At 71.9% G+C, this 24519-nt stretch carries 22 protein-coding genes and 1 pseudogene; 12 read left to right on the top strand and 11 right to left on the bottom strand.

The window, feature by feature from the left end; translation table 11 throughout:
• Positions 1–54: 54 nt before the first annotated feature.
• The 7 genes from FB470_RS18840 (at position 55) to FB470_RS18810 (ending at position 6830) form a co-directional block, all read left to right on the top strand.
• Complete coding sequence (locus tag FB470_RS18840) at positions 55–846, top strand: enoyl-CoA hydratase/isomerase family protein (protein WP_306993285.1); 792 nt, start codon at positions 55–57, stop codon at positions 844–846.
• Between the two features lie 89 nt (positions 847–935).
• The gene (gene paaI, locus FB470_RS18835) at positions 936–1325 is read left to right on the top strand and encodes a hydroxyphenylacetyl-CoA thioesterase PaaI (protein WP_306999354.1); all 390 of its coding nucleotides are present in this window, start codon (positions 936–938) and stop codon (positions 1323–1325) included.
• A gap of 13 nt (positions 1326–1338) precedes the next feature.
• Positions 1339–2685, top strand: a complete 1347-nt coding sequence (paaK, locus tag FB470_RS18830) for a phenylacetate--CoA ligase PaaK (RefSeq protein ID WP_306993283.1) — start codon at positions 1339–1341, stop codon at positions 2683–2685.
• A 22-nt stretch (positions 2686–2707) separates the two neighbouring features.
• On the top strand, positions 2708–3349 hold the full coding sequence (locus FB470_RS18825; RefSeq protein ID WP_306993281.1) for a TetR/AcrR family transcriptional regulator: 642 nt from the start codon (positions 2708–2710) through the stop codon (positions 3347–3349).
• 79 nt (positions 3350–3428) lie between these two features.
• Positions 3429–4586 (top strand): MFS transporter, encoded by a 1158-nt coding sequence (locus FB470_RS18820; RefSeq protein WP_306993279.1) that lies wholly within the window; start codon positions 3429–3431, stop codon positions 4584–4586.
• A gap of 579 nt (positions 4587–5165) precedes the next feature.
• A complete protein-coding gene (locus FB470_RS18815) occupies positions 5166–5573 on the top strand; it encodes a hypothetical protein (protein ID WP_306993277.1) in 408 nt (135 codons plus the stop codon).
• 66 nt (positions 5574–5639) lie between these two features.
• Positions 5640–6830, top strand: coding sequence for an RtcB family protein (locus tag FB470_RS18810; RefSeq protein ID WP_306993275.1), 1191 nt, complete (start codon positions 5640–5642; stop codon positions 6828–6830).
• On the opposite strand, the pseudogene FB470_RS18805 reads toward FB470_RS18810, so the two are convergent.
• The 3 genes and pseudogenes from FB470_RS18805 to FB470_RS18795 form a co-directional block, all read right to left on the bottom strand.
• A pseudogene (locus FB470_RS18805) lies at positions 6827–7724 on the bottom strand (IS5 family transposase). The gene FB470_RS18810 and the pseudogene FB470_RS18805 sit on opposite strands and share 4 nt — an antisense overlap.
• A gap of 109 nt (positions 7725–7833) precedes the next feature.
• Positions 7834–8316, bottom strand: coding sequence for a MarR family transcriptional regulator (locus FB470_RS18800; RefSeq protein ID WP_306993274.1), 483 nt, complete (start codon positions 8314–8316; stop codon positions 7834–7836).
• 128 nt (positions 8317–8444) lie between these two features.
• Positions 8445–8921 (bottom strand): MarR family transcriptional regulator, encoded by a 477-nt coding sequence (locus FB470_RS18795; protein WP_306993272.1) that lies wholly within the window; start codon positions 8919–8921, stop codon positions 8445–8447.
• 38 nt (positions 8922–8959) lie between these two features.
• On the opposite strand from FB470_RS18795, the gene pip reads away from it, so the two are divergent.
• Positions 8960–9934, top strand: coding sequence for a prolyl aminopeptidase (gene pip, locus FB470_RS18790; RefSeq protein WP_306993271.1), 975 nt, complete (start codon positions 8960–8962; stop codon positions 9932–9934).
• Here the strand turns inward: pip and FB470_RS18785 are convergent.
• The gene (locus FB470_RS18785; protein WP_306993270.1) at positions 9915–10901 is read right to left on the bottom strand and encodes an LLM class F420-dependent oxidoreductase; all 987 of its coding nucleotides are present in this window, start codon (positions 10899–10901) and stop codon (positions 9915–9917) included. The two genes, pip and FB470_RS18785, sit on opposite strands and share 20 nt — an antisense overlap.
• Positions 10902–11167: 266 nt before the next feature.
• Positions 11168–11989: an IclR family transcriptional regulator domain-containing protein gene (locus FB470_RS18780; protein WP_370876497.1), complete on the bottom strand. Its 822-nt coding sequence runs from the start codon at positions 11987–11989 to the stop codon at positions 11168–11170.
• 112 nt (positions 11990–12101) lie between these two features.
• On the opposite strand from FB470_RS18780, the gene FB470_RS18775 reads away from it, so the two are divergent.
• The 3 genes from FB470_RS18775 to FB470_RS18765 all read left to right on the top strand — a co-directional run bounded on the left by FB470_RS18775 (position 12102) and on the right by FB470_RS18765 (position 15162).
• Positions 12102–12644, top strand: coding sequence for a flavin reductase family protein (locus FB470_RS18775; RefSeq protein WP_306993266.1), 543 nt, complete (start codon positions 12102–12104; stop codon positions 12642–12644).
• A 101-nt stretch (positions 12645–12745) separates the two neighbouring features.
• Positions 12746–14233 carry a 4-hydroxyphenylacetate 3-hydroxylase family protein gene (locus tag FB470_RS18770; RefSeq protein WP_306999352.1) on the top strand — a complete coding sequence of 496 codons (1488 nt, stop codon included), beginning with the start codon at positions 12746–12748 and terminating at the stop codon, positions 14231–14233.
• 146 nt (positions 14234–14379) lie between these two features.
• On the top strand, positions 14380–15162 hold the full coding sequence (locus FB470_RS18765) for a cytidyltransferase (protein WP_306993264.1): 783 nt from the start codon (positions 14380–14382) through the stop codon (positions 15160–15162).
• A 184-nt stretch (positions 15163–15346) separates the two neighbouring features.
• On the opposite strand, the gene FB470_RS18760 is transcribed toward FB470_RS18765, so the two are convergent.
• The 5 genes from FB470_RS18760 to FB470_RS18740 form a co-directional block, all read right to left on the bottom strand.
• A complete protein-coding gene (locus FB470_RS18760) occupies positions 15347–15973 on the bottom strand; it encodes a class I SAM-dependent methyltransferase (RefSeq protein ID WP_306993262.1) in 627 nt (208 codons plus the stop codon).
• 94 nt (positions 15974–16067) lie between these two features.
• Positions 16068–16706 carry an HD domain-containing protein gene (locus FB470_RS18755; RefSeq protein WP_306993260.1) on the bottom strand — a complete coding sequence of 213 codons (639 nt, stop codon included), beginning with the start codon at positions 16704–16706 and terminating at the stop codon, positions 16068–16070.
• A 7-nt stretch (positions 16707–16713) separates the two neighbouring features.
• Complete coding sequence (locus FB470_RS18750) at positions 16714–18111, bottom strand: FAD-binding oxidoreductase (RefSeq protein WP_306993258.1); 1398 nt, start codon at positions 18109–18111, stop codon at positions 16714–16716.
• A gap of 72 nt (positions 18112–18183) precedes the next feature.
• Entirely contained in the window at positions 18184–21180 is a 2997-nt protein-coding gene (locus tag FB470_RS18745) for an ATP-binding protein (RefSeq protein WP_306993257.1), read from the bottom strand.
• Between the two features lie 54 nt (positions 21181–21234).
• Complete coding sequence (locus tag FB470_RS18740) at positions 21235–22623, bottom strand: aminotransferase-like domain-containing protein (RefSeq protein WP_306993255.1); 1389 nt, start codon at positions 22621–22623, stop codon at positions 21235–21237.
• Positions 22624–22660: 37 nt separating this feature from the next.
• Between FB470_RS18740 and FB470_RS18735 the strand changes: the two genes are divergently transcribed.
• The gene (locus FB470_RS18735) at positions 22661–23548 is read left to right on the top strand and encodes a DMT family transporter (RefSeq protein WP_306993253.1); all 888 of its coding nucleotides are present in this window, start codon (positions 22661–22663) and stop codon (positions 23546–23548) included.
• A 9-nt stretch (positions 23549–23557) separates the two neighbouring features.
• Here FB470_RS18735 and ligD read toward each other — a convergent pair whose 3' ends face one another.
• Positions 23558–24514 (bottom strand): non-homologous end-joining DNA ligase, encoded by a 957-nt coding sequence (gene ligD / locus FB470_RS18730; RefSeq protein WP_306993251.1) that lies wholly within the window; start codon positions 24512–24514, stop codon positions 23558–23560.
• Positions 24515–24519 lie beyond the last annotated feature (5 nt).

Raw genomic sequence — 24519 nt, 5'->3', positions numbered from 1 at the left:
CGCTTCCCCGGATTAACCAACCGAACGTTCAGGAAGTCATGGTAGCGTCTCGGCATGGCTGACGAAAGCACCAACGGGGATGTTTCCGTTTCGCACGAAGGCGCCGTGGCCACCGTGACCCTGCTCCGGCCCGCCCTGACCAGTGAGCTGAAGACCGATCTGCGCGACGCGCTGGAGCGGATCGCCGCCGACGACGCGGTCCGCGCCGTCGTGCTCACCGGCACCGGCCGGGCGTTCTGCGTGGGCCAGGACCTGGGCGAGCACGCTGAGGCCTTGCGCGCCGACCCGGCGACCGCGTTCGCCACGATCGACGAGCACTACAACCCGATCGTCACGGCGCTGGCGACCATGCCGAAGCCGGTGGTGGCGGCGATCAACGGCACGTGCGTCGGCGCCGGGCTCGGGTTCGCGCTCGCGTGCGACCTGCGCGTCACCGCGGACACCGCGAAGTTCGGCACCGCGTTCACCGGCATCGGCCTGACCTGCGACTCCGGGCTGTCCGCGACGCTCGCGCGGGCCGTCGGTGCGGCGCGGGCGAGCGAGCTGATCCTGCTCGGCGAGGCGTTCACCGCGACGCAGGCGGCCGAGTGGGGTATCGCCGGGCGCGTGGTCCCCGCCGGTGACGTCGCGTCGACGGCCGCAGCGCTGGCCGCCCGCCTCGCCGCCGGGCCGACCCGTGCCTACGCGGAAGCCAAGCGCGCGCTCGCCGCGTCCTGGGGTGCGCCGCTGCCCGAGGTCCTGCGCCTGGAAGGCGAGGCCCAGGCCCGCCTCGGACTCACCGCGGACCACCGGGGCGCCGTGGAAGCCTTCCTGGGCAAGTCGGAACCGGTCTTCCACGGGTCTTGACAGTGCCGCCGCGAGGCGCACATTATTAACCGTCCATTCGGTCAGTAACGACGGGAGGCAGTACCGCCGTGTCCCAAGCCGCGCAGGCGATGTTCGCCGACGACGTCGCGTCGAAATCGCTCGGCATCGAACTCGTCGAGGCGGCGGACGGCCGCGCGGTCGCCCGGATGACCGTCACCGAGCAGATGGTGAACGGTCACGCGATCGCCCACGGCGGCTACCTCTTCCTGCTGGCCGACACCACGTTCGCCTGCGCGTGCAACAGCCACGGCCCGGTGACGGTCGCGGCGGGCGCGGAGATCTCGTTCGTCGCCAGCGCCCGTCTCGGCGACCGCCTGGTCGCCACGGCCGAGGAACGCACCCGCTACGGCCGCAACGGCATCTACGACGTCACGGTGCACCGCGAGACCGACGCCGGGCGCGAGGTGATCGCCGAATTCCGCGGCCGCAGCCGCACCATCGGGCAAGTCGAGAACTGAGGAGCCGGCCCCCATGACGACCATGCACAGCGATGTGCCCTCCGCGAAGCGCCTCGGCAGCGCGCCGGCGCCCGACGACCTCACCCCCGCCGAGCGGATGAGCGTCGACGAACTGCGGGCCACTCAGCTGGAGCGTCTGCAGTGGACACTGCGGCACGCGTACCGGAACGTGCCGTTCTACCGCCGCAAGTTCGACGAGGCCGGGGTGCACCCGGACGACTGCCGCGAGCTGGCGGACCTGGCGAAGTTCCCCTTCACCACCAAGCACGACCTGCGCGACAACTACCCGTTCGGCATGTTCGCCGTGCCCCAGGAGCAGGTGCGCCGCATCCACGCCTCCAGCGGCACCACCGGCAAGCCGACGGTCGTGGGTTACACCGAGGCCGACATCGACACGTGGGCCACCGTGATGGCCCGCTCGATCTACGCCGCGGGCGGGCGGCCCGGGCACAAGGTGCACGTGGCCTACGGCTACGGCCTGTTCACCGGCGGGCTCGGCGCGCACTACGGCGTCGAAAAGCTCGGCTGCACCGCGATTCCCGCGTCCGGTGGCATGACCGCGCGGCAGGTGCAGATCATCACCGACTTCCGGCCCGAGGTCATCATGGTGACCCCGTCCTACATGCTCACGTTGCTCGACGAGTTCGAACGCCAGGGGATCGATCCGGCGTCCTCCTCGCTGCGCGTGGGCATCTTCGGCGCGGAGCCCTGGACCGAGCAGATGCGCCGCGAGATCGAGCAGCGGATGGACCTGCACGCCGTGGACATCTACGGCCTGTCCGAGGTGATGGGCCCCGGTGTCGCGCAGGAGTGCGTGGAGACCAAGGACGGCCTGCACATCTGGGAGGACCACTTCTACCCCGAGGTGATCGACCCGGTCGAGGAGAAGGTGCTGGCCGAGGGCGAGACCGGCGAGCTGCTGTTCACCTCGCTCACCAAGCAGGCGCTGCCGATCATCCGCTACCGCACCCGCGACCTCACCGCGCTGCGGCCGGGCACCGCGCGGCCGTCCTTCCGGCGCATGGACAAGGTCACCGGCCGCAGCGACGACATGATCATCCTGCGCGGGGTCAACGTGTTCCCCACGCAGATCGAGGAGATCGTGCTCGCCACCGCGGGACTGGCGCCGCACTTCCAGCTGAAGCTGACCAAAAAGGACCGGATGGACCACCTCACCGTCCTGGTGGAAGCCCGGCACGACACCTCGTCCGACCGCAGGCGAGGTGCCGCCGCGGAGATCGCCACGCGGATCAAGGACGGCGTCGGGGTCAGCGTCGGTGTGGAGGTACTCGACCCGGACACCCTGGAGCGGTCGATGGGCAAGCTGCGCCGCGTGATCGACCAGCGGCCGCCGGCCTGAGATCGCTTGGGATACTGGGGCCATGACGACCGCGCCCGAGAAGACCTCCGGCCGGCCCGCCCGGCGCGGCAGGCCGGGTTACGACCTGGAGTCCCTGCTGGCGGTCGCGGTCAAGCTGTTCAACGAGCGCGGCTACGACGGCACCAGCATGGAGGACCTGTCCCGCAAGCTCGGGATCACCAAGTCCGCCATCTACCACCACGTGCCGAGCAAGCAGGAACTGCTGCGGCTGGCGGTGAACCGCGCGCTGGACGGGTTGTTCGAAATCGTGGCCGAGCTGGACTCGGTGGACGGGCGCGCGGTGGACCGGCTGGAGTACCTGGTGCGCGGCAGTGTGCGGGTGCTGGTCGACCGGCTGCCGTTCGTGACCCTGCTGCTGCGGGTGCGCGGGAACACCAAGGTGGAGCGGGACGCTCTCGCCCGGCGCCGTGAGTTCGACCACATCGTGTCCGAGCTGGTCACCAAGGCCGTCGACGAGGGCGACCTGCGGCCCGACATCGACCCGCCCACCGCGGCGCGGCTGCTGTTCGGCATGGTCAACTCGCTGATCGAGTGGTACCGGCCGCGTGGCGGGCAGAGCGGCGAGCAGCTGGCGGACACGGTGGCCGCCGTCGCGTTCGACGGGCTGCGGATCCGCTCTGCCGAGGACCTTCCCGTGGCGTGAACGCGGTCACACCGGGAATGTCGCGACGTGATCGCGTGTCGGCACTGACATGCCCCCAACCCGCAGCCTACGGCTGATCATGGTGGTGCTCGCGTTCTCGTGCGGCACCACCGTGGCGAACCTGTACTACGGTCAGCCGCTGCTGGCCGAGATCGCGACCGGGTTCGGCGTGAGCCAGGGCAGCGCCGCGCTGGTGGTGACGCTGACGCAGCTCGGTTACGCGGCCGGGCTCGCGCTGCTCATGCCGCTCGGGGACCTGGTGGAGAACCGGGCGCTGGCCTCGCGCACGCTGGTGTTCACCGCACTGGCGTTGCTCGTCGCGGCCGTGGCGCCGGAGTTCGGGTTGTTCCTCGCCGCGTCCGTGCTGATCGGGGTGACGTCGGTGGTGGCGCAGATCCTGATCCCGTTCGCCGCGCACCTCGCGCCGGAGGAGCAGCGGGGCCGGTTCGTCGGGACCGTCATGACCGGGCTGCTGCTGGGGATCCTGCTGGCGCGAACGCTGTCCAGCCTGGTCGCGGGTGCGTTCGGGTGGCGCACGATCTACTTCGTGTCGGCGGTGCTGATGGTCGTCGTGGCGGTGCTGGTGCGCCGGGTCCTGCCGCGCCACCGGCCTCCGCACGACCAGGGCTACCGGCGGCTGATGGGTTCGATCCTGACGCTGGCGCGCGAGGAGCCCGCGTTGCGGCGGCGGGCGGTGTGCCAGGCGCTGATGTTCGGGGCGTTCAGCGCGTTCTGGACGTCGGTGACGTTCGAGCTGGTCGGACGGCACGGGTTGACGCAGACCGAGGTGGGGGTGTTCGCCCTGGTCGGGGCGGCCGGTGCGGCGGCGGCGCCGCTCGCCGGACGGCTCGGCGACCGCGGGCACGGCCGGATCGGCAGCGGGATCGCACTGGGGCTGGCGGCGGTGGCCATGGTCGTGGCGTGGCTGGGCGCGGGTTCGCTGGTGGTGCTGGCGCTGGCCGGGGTGGTGCTGGACCTCGCGGTGCAGAGCCACCAGGTGCTGAGCCAGCGGGAGATCTACGGCCTGCGCGCCGACGCACGGGCCCGCATCAACACGGTCTTCATGACGACGATCTTCGTGGGCGGCGCGTTGGCGTCGGCCCTGGCCGGCTCGCTGTACGACGGTTTCGGGTGGATCGGCCCCTGCCTTTTCGGCGCGGCCCTGCCGCTCATCGGGCTGGCGATCTGGTCGGTGTCGACCGTACGCGCACGACGCCTACCGGCCCTCACAGCCTGACGGGAAGCGCCCGTGCCCCAAAGAGAGCTGGGTGGTCATCCCGTCGCCTGAGGCCGTCAGATCACTGTGAGCCAGGCCCGCACCCTGCTCGCTCACCGGCGGCCGAAGAACACAAAGCGTGCGGGCCTGGCTCACAGTGATAGGCCTCGATCAGGCGACGGGATGACCACCCAGCGACCACCTGCATGAGGTGAGATGACTGCATTCCCCGGTCATCCCGGAGCCTGCCCGTCCGGCGAGGACATTCTTTTGATCTTTTCCCGCCGCTTCGCGGCAGGGCGCCTCACGGCGCCGAACGGTCGCCTTGGGCTCGACCTCCCCCGCCCCCTCCGGGTGGAGTGTTTTCGGTCGCCGAGCAGGCGTGTCAAGGCGGGAAAGAGTACCTTGACACGCCTGGTCGGCGACCAAAGACGGGCTGGGGATCGGGGGCGGGGGAGGTCTGGGGACGTCGCACCTCGCCGTGCGTCGCCGGGCGCCTCGGGGTGCGGGGAGGTCGCAGCTCGCCTGGCGTTGCCAGCTGCCTGGGCTGCTGTGCTTCACTTCCCGTGACCGTATGGCCACGAGAAGGGAACCACTGGGGTGACGAGCTGGCGCGATCTCGCAACGTTCATCCGGCAGCAGTACAAGGTGGTGCGCGACGAGCCGGACGAGCTGCGCATCCGCATCCGCTTCCAGTCCGATCCCGAGGAGGAGGAACGCACGCAGATCGTCGTCATCGCGCGGGAGGTGCTCGACCGCCGGGACGAGTGGATCCAGATCGCGACGCCGTTCGCGCGCGTGGACGAGGTGGATGTGGTCGGTGTGCTGGCCGAGGTGGGGCACACGACGGTCGTCGGCGGGGTGGTCGTCATGGGCGAGTACCTGGTGCTGCGCCATTCGCTCCCGCTGGCCAACCTCGACCTCAACGAGTTCGTCGACCCGCTGGCGCTGGTCACCAGCTCCGCCGAGCTGCTCGAGGAGCAGCTCACCGGCCGCGACGACTACTGAAATCCGGTTGCTCCGGCGGTTCCCGCGGGTAACCCTGGGGAACCGCCGAAGCGAAAGGATCTCGGGATGTTCACCGCCGTCGAGGGCGCACGGGTGCCGATCCGCATGTGGGCCGACCCGGCGACCATCGAGGACGCCGCGATGCGTCAGCTGCACAACGTCGCCAACCTGCCGTGGGTGCACGGTCTGGCTGTGATGCCGGACGTGCACTACGGCAAGGGTGCCACGGTCGGCAGCGTCATCGCGATGCGCGACGCGGTCTCCCCCGCCGCCGTCGGCGTGGACATCGGCTGCGGCATGAGCGCCGTGCGCACCTCGCTGACCGCCGCGGATCTGCCCGACGACCTGGGCAAGCTGCGGCGGCGCATCGAGGACGCGGTGCCGGTCGGGTTCGCCATGCACCGCACCCCGGTCAACCCGGCGCGCGTGCCCGGCACCGGTGGCTGGGACGCGTTCTGGTCGGCGTTCGGGCACCTGCACCAGGGAGTGCAGAACCTGCGCGACCGGGCACGGGCGCAGGTCGGCAGCCTCGGCGGCGGCAACCACTTCATCGAGGTGTGCCTCGAGCAGGGCGGTCCCGACGCCGGCCGGGTGTGGCTGATGCTGCACTCCGGATCGCGGGGCATCGGCAACGAGCTGGCCAAGCGGCACATCGACATCGCCCGCAAGTTGCCGCACAACGCGGACCTGCCGGACCGTGACCTGGCGGTGTTCGTCGCCGGCACGCCGGAGATGGCGGCCTACCGGCGGGACCTGTTCTGGGCGCAGGAGTACGCGGCCCGCAACCGGGCCACGATGGTCGCGCTGGTCCAGCAGGCACTCGCCGACACGGTGCCCGGCGTGCGGTTCGACGAGCCGATCTCGTGCCACCACAACTACGTCGCCGAGGAGACCTACGACGGCGTCGACGTGCTGGTGACGCGCAAGGGTGCGATCCGGGCCGGATCCGGTGACCTGGGCATCATCCCGGGCAGCATGGGCACCGGTTCGTACATCGTGCGCGGGCTCGGCAACGAGACGTCGTTCCACTCGGCGTCGCACGGAGCCGGGCGGCGGATGTCGCGGACCAAGGCGCGCAAGACGTTCACCGCCGCGGACCTCGCCGCGCAGACCGACGGCGTGGAGTGCCGCAAGGACGCCGGAGTGGTCGACGAGATCCCCGCCGCGTACAAGGACATCGACTCGGTGATCAAGGCGCAGACGGACCTGGTCGAGGTGGTGGCGCACCTGAAGCAGGTGGTGTGCGTGAAGGGCTAGGTCATGTCTGACAATGTTGTGGTCCAGATGATCACGGCGTGGAGGACGATGGCTGCTCGGTAGACGGTGGCGAGTTTGTCGAATCGGGTGGCGATGCCGCGCCAGTGTTTGAGCTGGTTGAAGTAGCGTTCGATGACGTTGCGGCTGCGGTAGTCGATCTCGTCGAAGGCGGGAGGCCGGCCGCCACGGGAACCACGGCGTGTGCGGTGGCCGACCTGATCGGCGGGTTCGGGGATCACCACCCTGATCTTGCGGTTGCGCAGGTGCGTTCGGATGGCGCGCGAGGAATACGCCTTGTCGCCGCGGACCCGGCTCGGCCGTGTCCGCGCTGGTCCTCCGGTCAACCGGGGCACGGACAGATGGTGCATCAGGGGCAGGAACATCGGTGAATCCCCAGCCTGCCCCGCCGTCAGCAACACCACCCGCGGCCGCCCGTTCCCATCGACGAGTTCATGAATCTTGGTCGACAGCCCACCCCGTGAGCGGCCCAGCGCATGGTCAGGCGGCTCGCTCCCGGGTTTCGTGTAATTCGACGAAGCCCCCCGCGTGGCGGGTGATGTTGGTGGCGTGCTGATGCGCTCGAGCGATGGTGGAATCCACCGCGATGCCCCAGTCGATCTCGCCCGCCGCGTCCGCCGCCGCGAGCAACCGCTGCAGCACCACATCCCAGGTGCCCTCACCGGCCAGCCGGCGATGCCAGGTCCAGATCGTCTGCCACGGCCCGAACACCGGCGGCACATCCCGCCACGCGATCCCGCACCGATACCGGTAGATGATGCCCTCGACCATCGCCCGCGCGTCCGAAAACGGCCTGCCCGGCTTACCGGTCCGCATCGGCAGCAAGTCCTCGATCAACGCCCACTGCTCATCCGAGAGCAACTGAAACCGCGACACAACCAGCAGCATCCCAGCCGCCAAGCACAACCTTTGTCAGACACGCCCTAGTGGCGCAAGCGGGACGACACGGCGACCACCACGCGGTGCTCGTCCGTCGCGGCGGGCGCTAGTCCGAGCCGAGCTCGTCCGTCGCGGCGCGCCCGGCGGCGGCGGTGCGGCGCAGGAAGCTCTCGATCACCTCGAGTTCGGTCTCGTCGTAGCCGCCGCACAGCGCGTCCATCGCGGCGTTCATGCCGGCGTAGAGGCGGAACAGCTCGGTGTTGCGGTCCTCGAGCGCGCGCACCAGCACCGCGCGGCGGTCGGCGGGGTCGCGTTCGCGGACGATCCAGCCGCCGCGCTGCAGCCGGTCGAGGATGCCGGTGATCGTGGCGGGGTGCAGGCCGGCCCGCCGCGCCAGCGTGGTCGGGCCGAGCGGGCCGTGCCTGCCGATCAGGTCGAGGCAGTCCAGGTCGACGTCGCGCAGGTCGACCCGCGCCCCGACGCGGTGGTTGAGCAGGGACAGCTGGATGTTCAGCTCACGCAGCGACTCCTTGATGCCGGCGGTCAGCCGTCTGCGGCGCCGCGCGTCGCCGGACACTGCGGAATCCATCAGATCCTGCCCTCGTACGGTTCGCCCTTCGAAGCATCACGGTACCCCGGCTCCCGCTGCGGCGGTGCTCTGCGCGCTCGTCCTCAGTGGATAGTGCGCGTGTCGCCGGTACAGCAGTCCTGCTCGGGTCACCCGAGGTCGGGCGCGACCTCGGCGATCCGCTGCCGCATCGGCTTGCGCCGCAGCTCCTCGATCGCCTCGTCGACCAGCCGGCTCAGCGGGTACGCCAGTCCCGCCTCGAACTCCTTCGCCGCGGCCGTGGTGGCCGCCCATTCGGCGTTCAGCACCGGCAGCAGCTCCTCCGCCTTCCGGGTCAGCCGGACGATCCGCTGCCGCGCGTCCGCACCCGGGCTCAGGGTCACCAGTTCCGCCTTGACCATCTGCGCGACCGTCTGGCTCGCCGCCGAATGCGTCACGCCGATGGCCTCCGCCAGGTCCCGGATCGGCTGCGGGCCCGACGCGGCCAGCGACCGCACGATCGGCGTGAACCGCGGCCGGAACCACGCCAGCCCCAGATCGGCGTAGACCGCGGCCACGTCGCCGTCCAGCAGATCCAGCAGGTGGCGCAGACGTGTGCCGAGCAGGTCGGACCGAGCGATTGTCACAGCGCTAATATAACAGCACTGTTGCATCTGGAGGGACCATGACCCAGCTCCACCCGTCCGTCGAACCCCACACCGAAGGCATGCTGGACGTCGGCGACGGCAACCGGATCCACTGGGCGGAGTGCGGCAACCCGGACGGCAAACCCGTCGCGGTCGTCCACGGCGGCCCCGGCTCCGGCGCCTGGTCCAGCTCGCGCGGCTACTTCGACCCGCAGCGGTACCGGATCATCCTGTTCAGCCAGCGCAACTGCGGCCGCAGCACACCGCACGCCAGCGACCCGGCCACCGACCTGACCCACAACACGACCGAGCACCTGATCGCGGACATGGAACTGCTGCGCGAGCACCTCGGCGTCGAGCAGTGGCTGCTCTTCGGCGGTTCCTGGGGGTCGACACTGCAACTCGCCTACGCCGAACGGCACCCCGAACGGGTAAGCGAGATCGTGATCGCCGGCGTCACCACGACCCGCCGCCGCGAGATCGACTGGCTGTACAACGGCGTCGGCCGGTTCTTCCCAGCGGAGCTGGAGCGGTTCCGGGCCGGCGCCGGCGAGGTCGACGGCGACACCTTCGACATCCTCGCCGCCTACGCGCGCCTGCTCGGGGATCCGGATCCCGGCGTGCGGGCCAAGGCCGCGCGGGACTGGAGCACCTGGGAGGACGCCGCGATCTCGCTGGAACCCCACGGCGTGCCGAACTCCTACAGCGACCGGCCGTCCCGCGATCTTCTCGCGATGACCCGGATCTGCGCGCACTACTTCTCGAACGCAGCCTGGCTGGAAGAGGGCGTGCTTCTCCGGGAAGCCCACCGGCTCACGGGGATCCCCGGCAAGCTCATCCACGGCCGGCTCGACCTGTCCGGCCCGGTCGAGACCGCGTGGGAGCTGACCAAGGTGTGGCCGGACGCCGAACTGATCGTGATCGACGACTCCGGCCACACCGGCAGCGACGCGATGCGGGCGGCGATGCGCGCCGCCCTGGACGGGTTCGCGGTCAGGCCAGCTCGGGGATGACCTTCTCGGTGAACAGCCGCGCGGAGGTGCGGTCGTAGGCGATGTCGGCGAAGTAGCCGATCGCGTAGGTCATGCCCAGGCCGCGCAGCTCGGTGAGCTTCTCGGCGACCTGCTCCGGCGTGCCGACGAGCGGACCGTTCGCGAACTGCTGAACGGTCCGCTCGAGCACGTCGGAGGGCACGTGCGGCTCGTAGTGCGACCGGATCCACGCCAGGCGGTCCTGGACGTCCTTCTCGGTCTCGCCGACGATCACGTTGTAGTTCGCCGTGCGGACGATCGCGTCGAAGTCGGTGCCGGCCTCCTTGCAGTGCGCGGCGAGGACCTCCGACTTGTGCTTGAAGCCCTCGGCGTCGCCCACGAAGTTCGTGTACTGCGCGTACCGGGCGGCGATCCGCAGGGTCTTCTTCTCACCGCCGCCGGCGATCCACAGCGGGATCCCGCCGTCCTGCAACGGCAGCGGGTACGACAGCGCGCCGTCGACCTGGTAGTACCTGCCGTCCAGGGTCGCGGAGCCGTCGCGCCACATCTGCCGCATGATCTGCACGCCCTCGTCGAGGCGGCCGATCCGCTCGCCCGCCGACGGGAAGCCGTAGCCGTAGGCCAGCCACTCGTGCTCGTACCAGCCGGCGCCGATGCCCATCTCGACGCGGCCGCCGGACAGGACGTCCGTGGTCGCGGCGACCTTCGCCAGGTAGGCGGGGTTGCGGTAGCTCATGCAGGTGCACATCTGGCCCAGCCGCACGCGGCTGGTGGTCACGGCGAGGGCCGCCATGAGCGACCACGCCTCGTGCGTCGCCTCCGCCACCGGTGCCGGGACGGTGTGGAAGTGGTCGTACACCCAAATCGACTCGTACGGGCCGTTCTCCGCGAACCGGGCGATGTCCAGCATCGTTTCCCAGTGCCGGGCGGGTTCGATGCCCGCGAGGTCCAGCCGCCATCCTTGTGGGACGAAGATTCCGAAGCGCATGCGAACAGCCTAGCCGTGTTGTTCGGTGCGGTTGGTGGCGCGACTGGCTGGGGTGTTGCCGCCGATCCCGGTGTGGGGTCGGTGGTGGTTGTACCAGTCCCAGCCAGTCGGGGAAGGCGTGCCGCCGCACCAGGCGTGCGCGCGGCGCAGAAAGGCTGCGGTGCGGGCGTGGTCGGCCCGGTCGTGGGCGCGGTCAAGGCGGCCAGCACCGGCACCCCCTGGCGGCGCGGTCCGCGCGAACAGCCCAGCCGCACAAGGAGTGACGGTCAGAAGAAACCTTCGTGTCCTTTCAGGACGTTCGCCGCGGCGTCGGGGCCCTGGCGGTGACCGTAGTCGGCGCTGATGCGGTCCGCCGTCCGGACCAGCAGCGGCACCACGTCGGCCCGCAGCTGTTCCACTGTGGAACGCCCGCTCGACGTCGACGACGCCAGTGCGGCCACCACCGCGCCCGAGGAGTCCCGCACCGGCGCCGCGGCGGACAGCAGGCCCTTCTCCAGCTCCTCGCTCACCACCGAGTACCCCTGGGACCGGACGTCGCGCAGGTGCCGCCGGAACTCCTCCGGGTCGGTGATCGTGTGCTCGGTGTGGCGCGGCAGCCCGGCCGCGATCACCTCGTCCACCACGTCGTCCGGCGCCCACGCCAGCAGCACGCGGCCCATCGACGTCGAGTGCGCCGGCACCCGCGTGCCGATCGAGACGTTGATGCTCATGATCCGCCGCACCGGCACGCGCGCCACGTAGACGACCTCGTTGCCGTCCAGCGCGGCCAGCGACGCGGACTCGCCGGTCTGCTCGGCGAGCCGGAGCAGGTGCGGCTGCGCGAGCTCGATCATGCCGTGCGAAGCCGAGTAGTGCTGCCCGATGCTCAGCACCCGCGGCGTGAGCGACCAGCGTCCGTTGCCGCCGCGCACGTAACCGAGGTGCTGCAGGGTCAGCAGGATCCGCCGGACCGCCGGACGGGACAGCTTCGTCGCGCCGGCGAGCTCGGCCAGGGTCGGGTTCGGCCGGTCGGCGTCGAACGCCTGCAGCACGGCGAAGCCCCGCTCCAGGCTCTGGATGAGATCGCGCGGATTCCCCTCGGTGGTCATGGCCGCCATCTTCCCGCACCTGAGGTATTGACTCGCTCGCCCACCACGAGGCACCCTTCTCGTGAACGCAAAGCGGACAGCTAGTACGCATAGCGTACAGGAGGTGTCAACGATGACGCTCGACCAGCGGCAACTGCGCACCGGCTTCGGCCGGTTCGCCACCGGTGTCACGGTGGTGACCTGCCGGAACAGCGCCGGGGAACCCCACGGCGCGACCGTGAACGCGTTCACCGCGGTCTCCCTGGAGCCCGCGCTCTGCCAGGTGACGCTGACCCGCTCCTCGAAGGCGTGCCAGTACCTGGACGGCGCCCCGTTCGCGGTGAACATCCTCGCCGCGGACCAGCTCGACACGGCGATGCACTTCGCCGGCCGGCCGAAGGAACCGGGCCCGCGCTGGAGCACCGGCCCGACGGCACCCGTGCTGCAGGGCAACGCCGCCACCATCTCCTGCCTGCCGTGGCGCACCTACGACGGCGGGGACCACCTGATCGTGCTCGGTGAGGTCGTGGACCTCGACCTCACCGACGCCGAGCCACTGCTGTTCTACTCGGGCCGGTTCCGCAACCTCGGCCCGGCCGACGACGGCTCGCACTGGGCCGTCTCACTGGACTGCCCCGAGATCGGCTGGTTCCCGATCTCGTCCGCGGCCGTCTGATCCCGTTCCACCACCCGATCCCGTTCAACGACGAAGGGACCAATCCCGTGGCGATCCACCAGCCCGACGAGACCGTGGCCCCGGCCCGGACCACCCGCCCGATGACCGGCGAGGAGTACATCGAAAGCATCCGCGACGGCCGCGAAATCTTCATCTACGGCGACAAGGTCGACGACGTCACCACGCACCCGGCCTTCCGGAACTCCGTGCGGATGACCGCGCGCCTCTACGACGCGCTGCACGACCCGGCCAAGCAGGACGTGCTGACCGCGCCGACCGACACCGGCAGCAGCGGGTTCACGCACCCGTTCTTCCGCACGCCCAAGTCGAGCCAGGACCTGTTCGCCGACCGCAACGCCATCGCCGAATGGGCCCGCATGACCTACGGCTGGATGGGCCGCAGCCCCGACTACAAGGCCGCCTTCCTCGGCACGCTCGGCGCGAACTCCGACTTCTACGAGCCCTTCGCCGACAACGCGCGCCGCTGGTACGCCGAGTCGCAGGAGAAGGTCCTGTACTGGAACCACGCGATCATCAACCCGCCGGTGGACCGCGACCGCAATCCCGACGAGGTGAAGGACATCTTCATCCACGTCGAGGAGGAGAAGGACGACGGCCTCATCGTGTCGGGAGCGAAGGTCGTCGCGACCGGGTCGGCCATCACCAACTACAACTTCATCGCCCACTACGGCCTGCCCATCAAGAAGCGCGAGTTCGCCCTGGTGTGCACGGTGCCGATGGGTGCGCCGGGCATGAAGCTGATCTGCCGCCAGTCCTACGCCCAGAACGCCACCAGCGCGTTCGACTACCCGCTGTCCTCCCGCTTCGACGAGAACGACACGATCTTCATCCTGGACAAGGTGAAGATCCCGTGGGAGAACGTGTTCATCTACGGCGACGCCGACAAGGCCAGCACCTTCTTCCCCGGCTCGGGCTTCCTGCACCGCTTCACCTTCCACGGCGTGACGCGCCTGGCCGTCAAGCTCGACTTCATCGCCGGCCTGCTGATGAAGGGCGTGGAGGCCACCGGCACCAAGGACTTCCGCGGCATCCAGACCCGCGTGGGCGAGGTCATCGGGTGGCGCAACATGTTCTGGGCCCTGTCCGACGCGATGGCCGCCAACCCGGACTCCTGGATCGACGGCGCCGTGCTGCCGCACCTGGACTACGGCCTGGCCTACCGCTGGTTCATGACCGTCGGCTACCCGCGCGTGCGCGAGATCATCATGCAGGACCTCGGGTCCGGCCTGATCTACCTGCCCTCGCACGCCGACGACTTCAAGTCCCCGGAGATCCGCCCCTACCTGGACCAGTACGTGCGCGGGTCGAACGGCATGGACGCCATCGAGCGCGTGAAGCTGATGAAGCTGATCTGGGACTCGATCGGCAGCGAGTTCGGCGGCCGTCACGAGCTGTACGAGCGCAACTACTCCGGCAACCACGAAGGCGTGCGGGCGGAACTGCTCTTCGCCGCGCAGCAGTCCGGCCAGGCCGACGCGATGAAGGGCTTCGCCGAGCAGTGCATGGCCGAGTACGACCTGGACGGCTGGACCGTGCCCGACCTGTTCAACCCGGACGGCCGGCGCTGACGGCTCCCCGAAGCGGGGCCCGGGATGACAACGGGGTCGCCCGGGCCACCAAGCCGGTGCTCGCGCCGGCGCGACCGCGCCGGGTGCGGCGCCTCTCCCCCCGGGGCGCCGCACCCGGTGCTGCCGAACAGTGCTGAGGAGCTGGGATGACCGTGATGCTACGGCGCACACCGGTGTGGCGCGGGACCGTGCCCGGCGGTCTGGGACCCACCGTGGTGACCCTCGGGGTGTTCGACGGGGTACACCGAGGGCACGCACGGCTCATCGGCGAGGCCGTCGGCATCGGCCGTGACCGCGGCCTGCCGACGGTCCTCGTCACCTTCGACCCGCACCCGGCGCGGGTCGTCGGGCCACCGCGCTGCACCGACGCGCTCAGCACCGTCGAGCGGCGGGCCGAACTGGCCGGGGAACTGGGTGTCGACGCGGTGTGCGTCCTGTCCTTCACACGGGAGCTGGCGGCAATGTCTCCCCTGGACTTCGTGGCCAGGATCCTGGCCGGGCGGCTGCGGGCCGCGGCCGTGGTGGTCGGCGGGAACTTCACGTTCGGCCACCGCGGTGCCGGCACGCCGGACACGCTGCGGCGGCTCGGGCACAACTACGGCTTCACCACGCACCCGGTCGACCTGCTGCCGCTGGCCGGGACGCCGTGTTCCTCCACGCACATCCGGTCCTGCCTGCGATCGGGCGACGTGGACGGGGCGGCAAGGGCGCTCGGGCGGCCGCACCGCGTGCAGGGCGTGCTGGGCGCCCGCGGGCAGTTGTCCGTGGAACCGGGAACGGCGGTGCCCGCGCCGGGCCTCTACCGCGGACGGCTCACCGACGGCGAGGACGTGGTCGTGGAGGTGACCGAGACCGGCGCGGTGGTGGTGCGGGCGGCGCGGCCGCGAACGGGGCCGGCGGCGGTGGACTTCCTCGGCGTCAGCGGCTGATGCGGCCCGGCATCGGCTGCGGCTTGCTCGGCGGCCGCTGCGGGGTCGGTGGGCGGCGCTGCCACGGCCGTGAACTGGTCTTGCGCACCTGACCCCCCGGGACGGTCTCGACGACATTCGCTGGCGAAGACTAACCACACCCGGGAGAAGGCTGACGAGGTGCACCCTCGTTGTGCGACGGGAGTTACTGGTGGTGCTCCTGGGACACGGCGACTCCCAGAACGCGCGGTGCGACAACCGATATCCGCGCCCCGGGCGGGAAGATCAAGTCACGACAGTGTGACACGGCGAACCCGGCTCGCTCGATCGCGGCACGCGTGTCGCGGTTGGGCATGCAGCCGCCCATCAGGCGTGGCCACACCAGCGCGGCGACGTCCTGCCACCGGGCGCGCGGGCCGGTCCGGGCGCGGACGTGCTCGTAGAAGCGCAGCCGTCCGCCCGGTCTGAGCACCCGGCGGAACTCGGCGAGCGCGGCGGCCGGGTCCGGGACCGAGCACAGCACCCCGCTGACGACCACCTCGTCGACGGAGGCGTCCGACAGCGGCAGGTCGTCGGCGAGCCCCTCGACCACGGTGATGTGAGTCCCTTCGGCCGCCTTGGTGGCGTGGGCGCGCAGGGTCGGTTCCGGTTCGACGGCGGTGACCTCGACACCGGGCGGGTAGTGCGGGAAGTTGAGCCCCGTGCCCGCGCCGACCTCCAGCACGCGGCCCCGGGCACCGGCGAGCAGCTCGCGGCGCAGGTCGGCGTTGCCACGAGCCTCGTTGCGCGCACCGATGCGCGCGAACAGCCAGGCGAAGAAGCGGTTCTGCATCGGTCAACGGGACCACGGCGCGGCTCCGGCGGGCAACCGCCGTGCGGAGGAGACGACCGGCCGTCCCGCTCGGCGAGCCGCGGCGGGCGCGCGCTCAGGCCGGTCCGGTGAGCGAAGCCAGTTCCCGCGCGAGGTTCGCCTTCGCCGCGGTCTCCCACCGTCCCCGCGCGGCGGCCGTCGCGTAGAGCGGTTCGCGCGCCAGCAGGTCCGCCAGCACCGCCGAGCGCCCCGCTCGCCAGGCGTCCTCGCTCACGGCGGCGTACTCGGCGCGCACCGCCACGCGATACCGCTCGTAGGCGGCCTCGTCCGCGCCGAGGATCGCCAGGTCGGCGTCGAGCAGGGCCAGGGCGGCCGGATCGCCGCGCGGCGCGGCGTGCGTGAGGGTGGCCAGCACCAGCTCCGCCACCCGCACGACGTGCCGTTCGGCGAGGCCGGCCCGGCGCAGCCAGGAACCGGCCCATTCGGCGCTGCGCCGTTCGTCCTCGCCCGGCCGGCCGTCGTACACGACGTCGTGCGCGGCGGCGGCCAGGGTGAGCACCGCGCGTTCCTCTTCCGGCAGCCGCAGGTCCGCGGCCAGCTCGGCGGAGTCCCGCAGCACCGCGTGCACGTGCGCCACGTCGTGGTACCGGCGATGCGGTTCGGCGTACCGGGCCGCCAGTTCCCCGGCCGCGGCCCGGGCCACCGGTTCCGCACCCCCGAGCGCCCGCACGGCGCTCACCCACTCGGTCTGCATACACCCATCATCGCGCGGGACGGATGTTCTGGTTGACGTGGAAGACGTTGTCCGGGTCGTACTTGGCCTTGATCCGGGCCAGGCGGTCGTAGTTCTCCCGGTACGCGGCCCGCACGCGGTCCTGTCCCTCGTCGTCCATCATGAAGTTGATGTAGGCGGCACCGGCGGAGGCCGGGTGCAGGTCGGACCAGTAGTCCTTCGCCCAGCGCGACATGCGGTCGTTGTCGGCCGGATCCGGGGACACCCCGACGATCACCCCGGCCCAGCCGCCGTCGCGGTAGCCGAACGACGTCGCCTCGGCCGGCACGCGCGCGGCGGCGCCGTCGATCGGGTACAGGTGCATCGTGGAGAACGGTGTCGGCAGCATCTGCCCGTACCTGACGTGCACGTCGATCGCCTCGTCGGTGATCTCGGAGAAGAAGTCGGCCTTCCAGTACCACTGCAGCCCGGCCGGGTACAGCGCGTCGAACGCCGTCTGCAGGATGTTGTGCGGCATCTCCTGCAGGCCCATCACCAGCGGTGACCCGTAGGTCTTCACCGGCTCCAGCACCTCGTCCGCGCGGTCGTGCGGACCGGTGTAGCACCAGACGATGCCGCACGCCTTGCGGCCCCACAGCTCCTCCGGGAACGGCGGCGCGGGCGGGATGGTCAGCAGCCCGAACCAGCCGGACAGTTCCTCGGGCAGCGACGGCAGCAGCTCGCGGTACCAGCGCATCACGTCCGGGGTGTCGGCCAGGTCGTACAGGACCGGCCCGCCGATGATGACGCCGTGCTCACCGATGTCGTGCGCCCGGAAGGTGAACGACGTGACGACGCCGAAGTTGCCGCCGCCGCCGCGCAGCGCCCAGAACAGGTCCGGGTGCGCGGTCTCGCTCGCGGTCACCAGCGTGCCGTCGGCGAGGACCACGTCGGCCGACAGCAGGTTGTCGACCGTCAGCCCGAACTTGCGGGCCAGGTAACCGATCCCGCCGCCGAGCGTCAGCCCGGCGACACCGGTCGACCCGAGGAAGCCGCACGGCACGGCCATCCCGAACGGCACGGTGGCGTGGTCGACGTCGGCCCACGTGCACCCCGCGTCGACGCGGACGGTGTGGTGCTCCGGGTCGACGGTCGTGCTGTGCAGCAACGCGAAGTCGATCACCAGCGCGTCGTCGGCGACGCCGAGACCGCCGGCGTTGTGGCCGCCGCCGCGGACGGCGATCGTGATGTCGTGCGCCCGCGCGAACCGGACGCAGGCGACGACGTCGGCGGTGTCGCGCACCCGGACGATCGCCGCGGGCCTGCGGTCGATCATCCCGTTGTAGACGGCGCGGGCGGAGTCGTAGTTCGGGTCCTCCGGCCGGACGAGGTCCCCGCGCAGGGCAGCGGCGAGCTCCTCGTACGGTGCGGTGGCGATGGTCGTCATGGCACTTCCTCCTCGGGTGGATCGCCACCACGCTAGGGAGCGGGCGTTCGCGCAGCGTTCGCCCGCGCGGGGTCACCGAACGCCGCCCCGAACGCCGAGGTCGTGCTCGCACCGCCGGCGCAGCGCGACACTGCCCTGCGCCGTGGCGAGCCGGACCGCGGAGCGCAGCCGCGACACCGCCGTCGCCGGCTCGTCGAGCGCCGCCCGCCTGCGCATCACCTCGGGCATCCACCACACGTCGTCGCGCGCCTGCCCGGCGACGATCGCCGCGTCCAGCGTGGCGCGCGCGGACTCCGGCCCGGACAGGTCGGCGAGCAGGGACAACCAGTACGGCATCCGCGCGAACGACCCCTCGGCGCGCAGGTTGTCGATGCCGCGCCGGGCCGTGTCGATCCGCCCGGCACGCCAGCCGCCCAGCACCAGCCCCCACTCCCGGTAGTAGGCGAAGCCGTAGCGGTCGCACAGCTCGCCCAGCTCGCCGACCACGTCGCCGAGGCGGACCTTCTCGTCGCACATCTGGTAGGTGATGCCGGCGTAGGCGAGCGCCACGGCCAGGCTGTACGGGTGGTCGATGGCGCGCGCCAGGCCGATCGCGTCGACGGCCGCGGCCACCGCCTCACCGGTGTGCCCGAGCAGCCAGTGCGGGTGCGCGGCCCACGCGGTCGCGTGCACGTCGAGGCGGGTGCCGACGGTCAGCAACGGGGCGTCCCCGCTCAGTTTCACGGCGAGGTCGAAGTGCTGCAGCGCCTCGGCGGGACGGCCGAGGCTCGTGGCGGATCCGCCGAACGTGAAGTGCGCGGCGCCGCGCAGCTCGGAATCCGGGTCCACGAGGTTCAGCACGGTCGTGGCGAGTTCGTAGGCTTCGCCCGTGCGGCCCTGCACGAACCGCGACGCCCACAGCCCGACCATCGCGGTGAGCGCCGAGTCCCGGCGCCCCAGCTGCCTGGCCAGGTCGATCGTGCGCTCCAGCGCGTGCTGCACCTGCGGTGAGGCGTACCCGTAGCGGGCGTTGAGCGGTGCCGCCATCGTCTCCAGGATGGACAGTTCGGCGCGGGCGGATTCGCGGCTGTCCGGCTGGGCGCGCACGAGGTCGAGCGCCTCCTGGTGCAGCCGGATCGCCTCGGCGTGGGCGAACGTGCTGGACGCGAAGGCCGCGGCCCGCCGGTAGAAGCTCACGGCGCGGTCCGGGCGCCCGCCGCGCGCGTACTGCTCGGCGAGCCGTCCGGAAACCGGGTCGGTGTCGCCGGCGTGCAGCATTTCCAGCGCCTGCGCGATGCGGCGGTGCAACAGCCACCGGTTCGGCGGGCTCACCAGGCGGTAGGCGGTGTCGCGCAGCAGTTCGTGGCTGAAGTCGTAGCCGTCGCCGCACTCGTGGAAGATGCGGCGGCGCCACAGCTCGTCCACCGCCCGCACGACGGTGTCCGGTTCGAGGTCACTGGCCTCGGTGAGCAGGGCGAGCGTGAAGTCGCGGCCCACGGCGGCGGCGAGCCCGGCGACCCTGCGCGCGGCGGAACCGGCCTGTTCCACGCGGTTGCGCAGCACGGCCGTGAGGTCGCTGCCGGGCAGCGCCTTCCCGCGGACGGCTTCGACGACGTAGAGCGGGAACCCGCCGGTGGTGGCCTGCAGCAGCTCGCGGTCGCCGGGGGCCAGCGGCTGCCCGGCGAGCAGTTCGGCCAGCCGCGCGGTTTCGCCTGGCTCCAACGGGTTCAGCGCCTGTTCGGTGAGCAGGCCGGTGGCCCGCATGCGGGCGACCCAGTCTCCGGTCTCCGACCACTCGTCGAAGTCGTCGGTGCGCAGGGTGGCGGCGACGAGGACCGGCGCGTCCGGCCTCAGGCCGAGGCAGAACGTCAGGAACGCCAGGGTTTCCTGGTCGCACCACTGCAGGTTGTCCAGCACCAGCAGCATGGGCCGCCCGGTGCCGGTCAGGGCGCGGGCCAGGCCCTCGAAGAAGCGGTGCCGTTGCCAGGCGTCGACCATGGCGCGGGTGCCGGTGTCCGGCCCGTCGCGCGAACGGCCGGACGGCACGAGCCGGTCGACCTCGGCGCGCCACACCGGGTCCAGGTTCGTGGTCGCCGCCTGGACGGCGGGGGCGCGTAGCCAGTCGGCGACCGGCGCGAGCGGCAGGCGTCCGGGTGTGCCGAAGCACTGTGAGGTCGCGACGACGGCCCCGTGCGCGCGGGCGGTTCCGGCGACTTCGTCGAGCAGCCGGCTCTTGCCCACTCCGGCGCCACCGCGCACCAGCACGAGCCCGGCTCGTCCGGCAGCCGCGTTCTGCCAGATGCCCAGCAGGTGCCGCAGTTCGCGGGACCGCCCGACGAGCCCGGCCGTGCCCGGACGCGGGCCGCCGGAGGGCCGCGCGAGCAGGCGCCGCAGCACCTTGCGCGTCGCTTCGTCCGGCACGACGCCCAGTTCGCGCTCCAGGATCGAGGCGCAGTGGTGGTAGGTGCTCACCGCGCCGGCGCGATCCCCCATGGCCGCCTGCAGTTCCATCAGCGTGCGGTAGCCGTGTTCCTCGAGCGGGCGGAGGTGGATGCGGCGGCGCGCGACCTCGGCGGCGCCCGGCAGATCGCCCCGGCCGCGGCGGGCTTCGCACAGCAGGTCGCACAGCCGGACGCACCGGGATTCGAGCTCGGCGCGGGGCTGGACGACCCACTCGTCGGCGATTCCCGGCAGGAATTCACCGCGGTAGCCGGCGATCGCGGCCGGTGCGTGCGCCAGCACCGCGTCGTCGCCACCGGTGATCGCGGCGCGGTGGGCGAGTTCGAGGTCACGGACGTCCACCCGGACCGCGGGGGTGTCCCGCCAGCACAGGTCTTTTCCCGTCGCCACAAGGCTTTCGCCGCCGATGGCGTGGCGCAGGTGGTGCAGTTCGCGGCGGAGGTTCGTGAGCGCCTGCGCTTCGGTCGAGTCCGGCCAGAACAGCGCGGCGATGCGCTGCCGTGGCTGCGGCACGCCCGCGTGCACCACCAGGAACGCCACGAGCGCGACGGATCTTGGCGAACGGGTCACCACCACTCCGTCCGCCTCGTCGAGGATCGCCTGTTCTCCCAGGAGGGAGACCTGCCGCATCTGGACAGGTTAGACCGCGACCGGCGGGCCTTCGACGACGAAATCCGCCCGGATCTACCGCACGCCCTGCTCCGCCAGTGCCCGCCCGATGACGCGGGCGCCGTCGGGGTAGGCGCCGGGGTCCGGGCCGGAGTAGTTCAGCCTCAGGTAGGCGCCGGCGGGTTCGGCGGGGAACCATTCGTCCCCCGGGGCGACGAGGACGCCGCCGGCCTCGCAGTCCCGGACCAGGCGCGGCAGGTCGGTGCCGTCGGGCAACCGGGCCCACAGGTTCAGCCCGCCCTCGGGCACGGCTTCCACCCGCGCGGCGGGCACGTGCTCCCGCAGCGCCCCGGCGAGGAGGTCCCGGCGCGTGGCGAGCTGACGGCGGAGGCCCCGCAGGTGGGTGCGCCACGCGGGCTGGGTCACGACGTCGAGGGCGACCGCCTGCAGGATCCCGCTGACGTACATCGACTCCGCCTGCGCCCCGGCCAGGATGCGGTCGCGCACCGGGCCGCGCGCGACGACCCCGGCGACGCGGACGGCCGGCGAGACGCTCTTGGTCAGCGACCGCAGGTGGATGACGTGCCCGCGCTCGTCCCGCGCGGCGGCCGGCACCGGATCGGCGGAGATGCCGAAGTCGTGCGCCCAGTCGTCCTCGACCAGGAACGCGCCGTGCTCGCGCACGACCCCGAGGACCGCCTCGGCCAGGCCCAGCGACCACCGCGCACCGGTGGGGTTGGCGAAGTTCGGCTGCGCGTAGAAGGCGCGGGCGGCGTGCTGCCGGAACGCGCGCGCGAGCTCGTCCGGATCGGGTCCGCCCGCGCCGCTGGGCACCGGGACGACCTGCACGCCGGCCTGGGCGGCGGCGAGGATCGCGCCCCAGTAGGTCGGCGACTCGACCAGCAGCGGATGGCCCGCTCCGACGACCGACCGGAAGATCGTGCTGAGCCCGCTCTGGCTGCCCGGGAACACGACCACGTCGGCCGCCGTCGCGGTCCCGAGCTCGACCGCGAACCACGCCTGCAGCTCGGGCAGGCCGGCCACCGGTGGGCGGGCGACCGCGGCGGCACTGCGCGCGGCGCGCGTGAACGCGGCCCGGACCAGGCGCTCGGGGAGCAGGCTCGGGTCCGGGTAGCCGGAATGCAGGGCGATCACGTCGTTCGGCACCGTGCGCAACGCCGTGGACAGCCACGAGGTGCCGCGTCGCGCACCGAGTGCGGCCGTCTGCCAGCCGTGGTCGTCGGGCCGTGCGGGACGGCTCGCGCGGACGAAGTTCCCCACGCCCGGACGGCTTTCCACCAGCCCGTGCGCCGCCAACTCCCGCAGCGCCTTCTGCACCGTCACCGGGCTCGCGCCGAACCGCGCGACCAGGGCACGCGTGGACGGCAGCTGCGCGCCCGGTGCGGCCGTGGCGATCCACTCGCGCAGGTGGGCCGCGATCCGCGAGCTGCTATCGTCGGACATGAGGCACAACAGTAGCGCTACTCGCCTAGAGCGGCCGGTGCTATCCACCTCGTCGGCCGGCGTGTGGTGGGGTCTGCTCGGGGTGGCGGCGTTCTCGTTCACCGTCCCGCTCACGCGCATCGCGGTCGGCGGGGGTGCGATGTCGCCGCTGTTCGTCGGCTGCGGCCGGGCCGTGGTCGCCGCGCTCCTCGCGGCCGCCGCGCTGGCGATCACGCGGCAGCGCCGGCCCCGCGGCGTGCAGTGGGCGCGGCTGGCGGTCGTCGCCGGTGGCGTGGTCATCGGCTTCCCGGTGCTGACCTCCTTCGCGCTAACCACCGCGTCCGCGAGCCACAGCGCTGTCGTGATCGCGCTGCTGCCGGCCGCGACCGCGGTGATCGCCGTGCTCCGCGGACACGAACGGCCCCCGCGGTCGTTCTGGGCACCGGCGGCCCTCGGCGCGATCGCGGCGGTGGTGTTCGCCTCGGTGCAGGGCGGCGGGTCGGGGGCCCCGCAGTGGTCGGACCTGCTCCTGCTCGGTGCGGTCCTCGCGGCGGGGACGGGCTACGCCGAAGGCGGCCTGCTCGCCCGTGAACTGGGCTCGTGGCAGACGATTTCGTGGGCACTCGTCCTGTCCGCACCGGTGATGACCGTCCTCACCGGACTGACGGTGTGGCGGCACCCGCCGTCCGGCACCGGCGCGGGGTGGGCCGCGTTCGCCTACCTCGGTGTGGTGAGCATGTTCCTCGGGTTCTTCGCGTGGTACCGCGGGCTGGCGATCGGCCCGATGGCCCGGGTCAGCCAGATCCAGCTGGTCCAGCCGGTGATGACGATCTGCTGGGCCGCCGTGCTGCTGGGCGAGCGGATCACCTGGCCCACCGTGCTCGGCGCGGTCGCCGTGATCGCGTGCGCCGGGATCGCCGTGCGCACCCGGCTCAAGACGGCGTAGGCCTAGCGCTCAGGCGAGCGTCACTTCCTCCGGCCGCCGATCGGGCCGCAGCCCGCGCCACGAGGGCGCCCGCAGGCGGCCGTCGGAGGTCCATTGGCGGAACTCGACCTCACCCACCAGCTCCGGCTCCACCCAGTGCGCGTGGCGCGCGTACTCCCGTGGCACGGGCGTGTCGAACGGGCTGGTCCGCCGCGCGAGCGGGCGCAGGCGGGCCAGCACGTCGTCGAGCGTGCGGTCGGTGAACCCGGTCCCGACGTGCCCGGCGAAGCGCAGCCCGGTTTCGTCGTGCAGGCCGAGCAGCAGCGCGCCGAACGTGCCCGCCCGGCGGCCCTCCCCGCTGGTCCAGCCCGCGATCACCACCTCCTGGGTGCGCGTCAGCGGGGTTTTCACCCAGTCCGGCGACCGCAGGCCCGGCTGGTAGCGCGAGTCGAGCCGCTTGGACACCAGTCCCTCCAGCCCGACCTCCCTGGCCGCGCGCAACAGCTCCGCACCCTCCACCTCGCCGGCGCGGAAATGCCGGCGCACCCGCACTTCGGGCCGGTCGATGCCCAGGCCCAGCAATCGGTCGCGGCGCTCCTCGTAGGGCAGGCCGGTGCAGTCCAGCGACCCGTCGCGCAACAGGTCGAACGCGAAGAACACCACCGGAACCGCGGACAGGCGCGCGGGCGTCGGCGCGGCGAGGTTCATCCGCTGCTGCAGGCGCCCGAAATCGGGCCTGCCGTCCTCGTCGAGGGCGACCACCTCACCGTCGATCAGCAGCGTGCGCGGGTCCGAGCCCAGCACGGCCAGCTCCGGGTAGCTGCTGGTGACGTCCCGCAGGCGCCGCGAGTAGAGCCGCACCTCGCCACCGGACAGCGCGACCTGGCAGCGGACCCCGTCGTACTTCCACTCGAACGCCCAGCCCTCGCTGTCCCGCACGGGTCCGGGGACGGCCAGCATCGGGGCGACGGGCTCGGGCAGCGGCATGCCCC

The sequence above is a fragment of the Amycolatopsis thermophila genome, assembly GCF_030814215.1.
GTDB lineage: Bacteria > Actinomycetota > Actinomycetes > Mycobacteriales > Pseudonocardiaceae > Amycolatopsis_E > Amycolatopsis_E thermophila.
The sequence above is the reverse complement of the archived record's forward strand: the minus strand, read 5'-3'. Positions and strand labels throughout refer to the sequence as shown.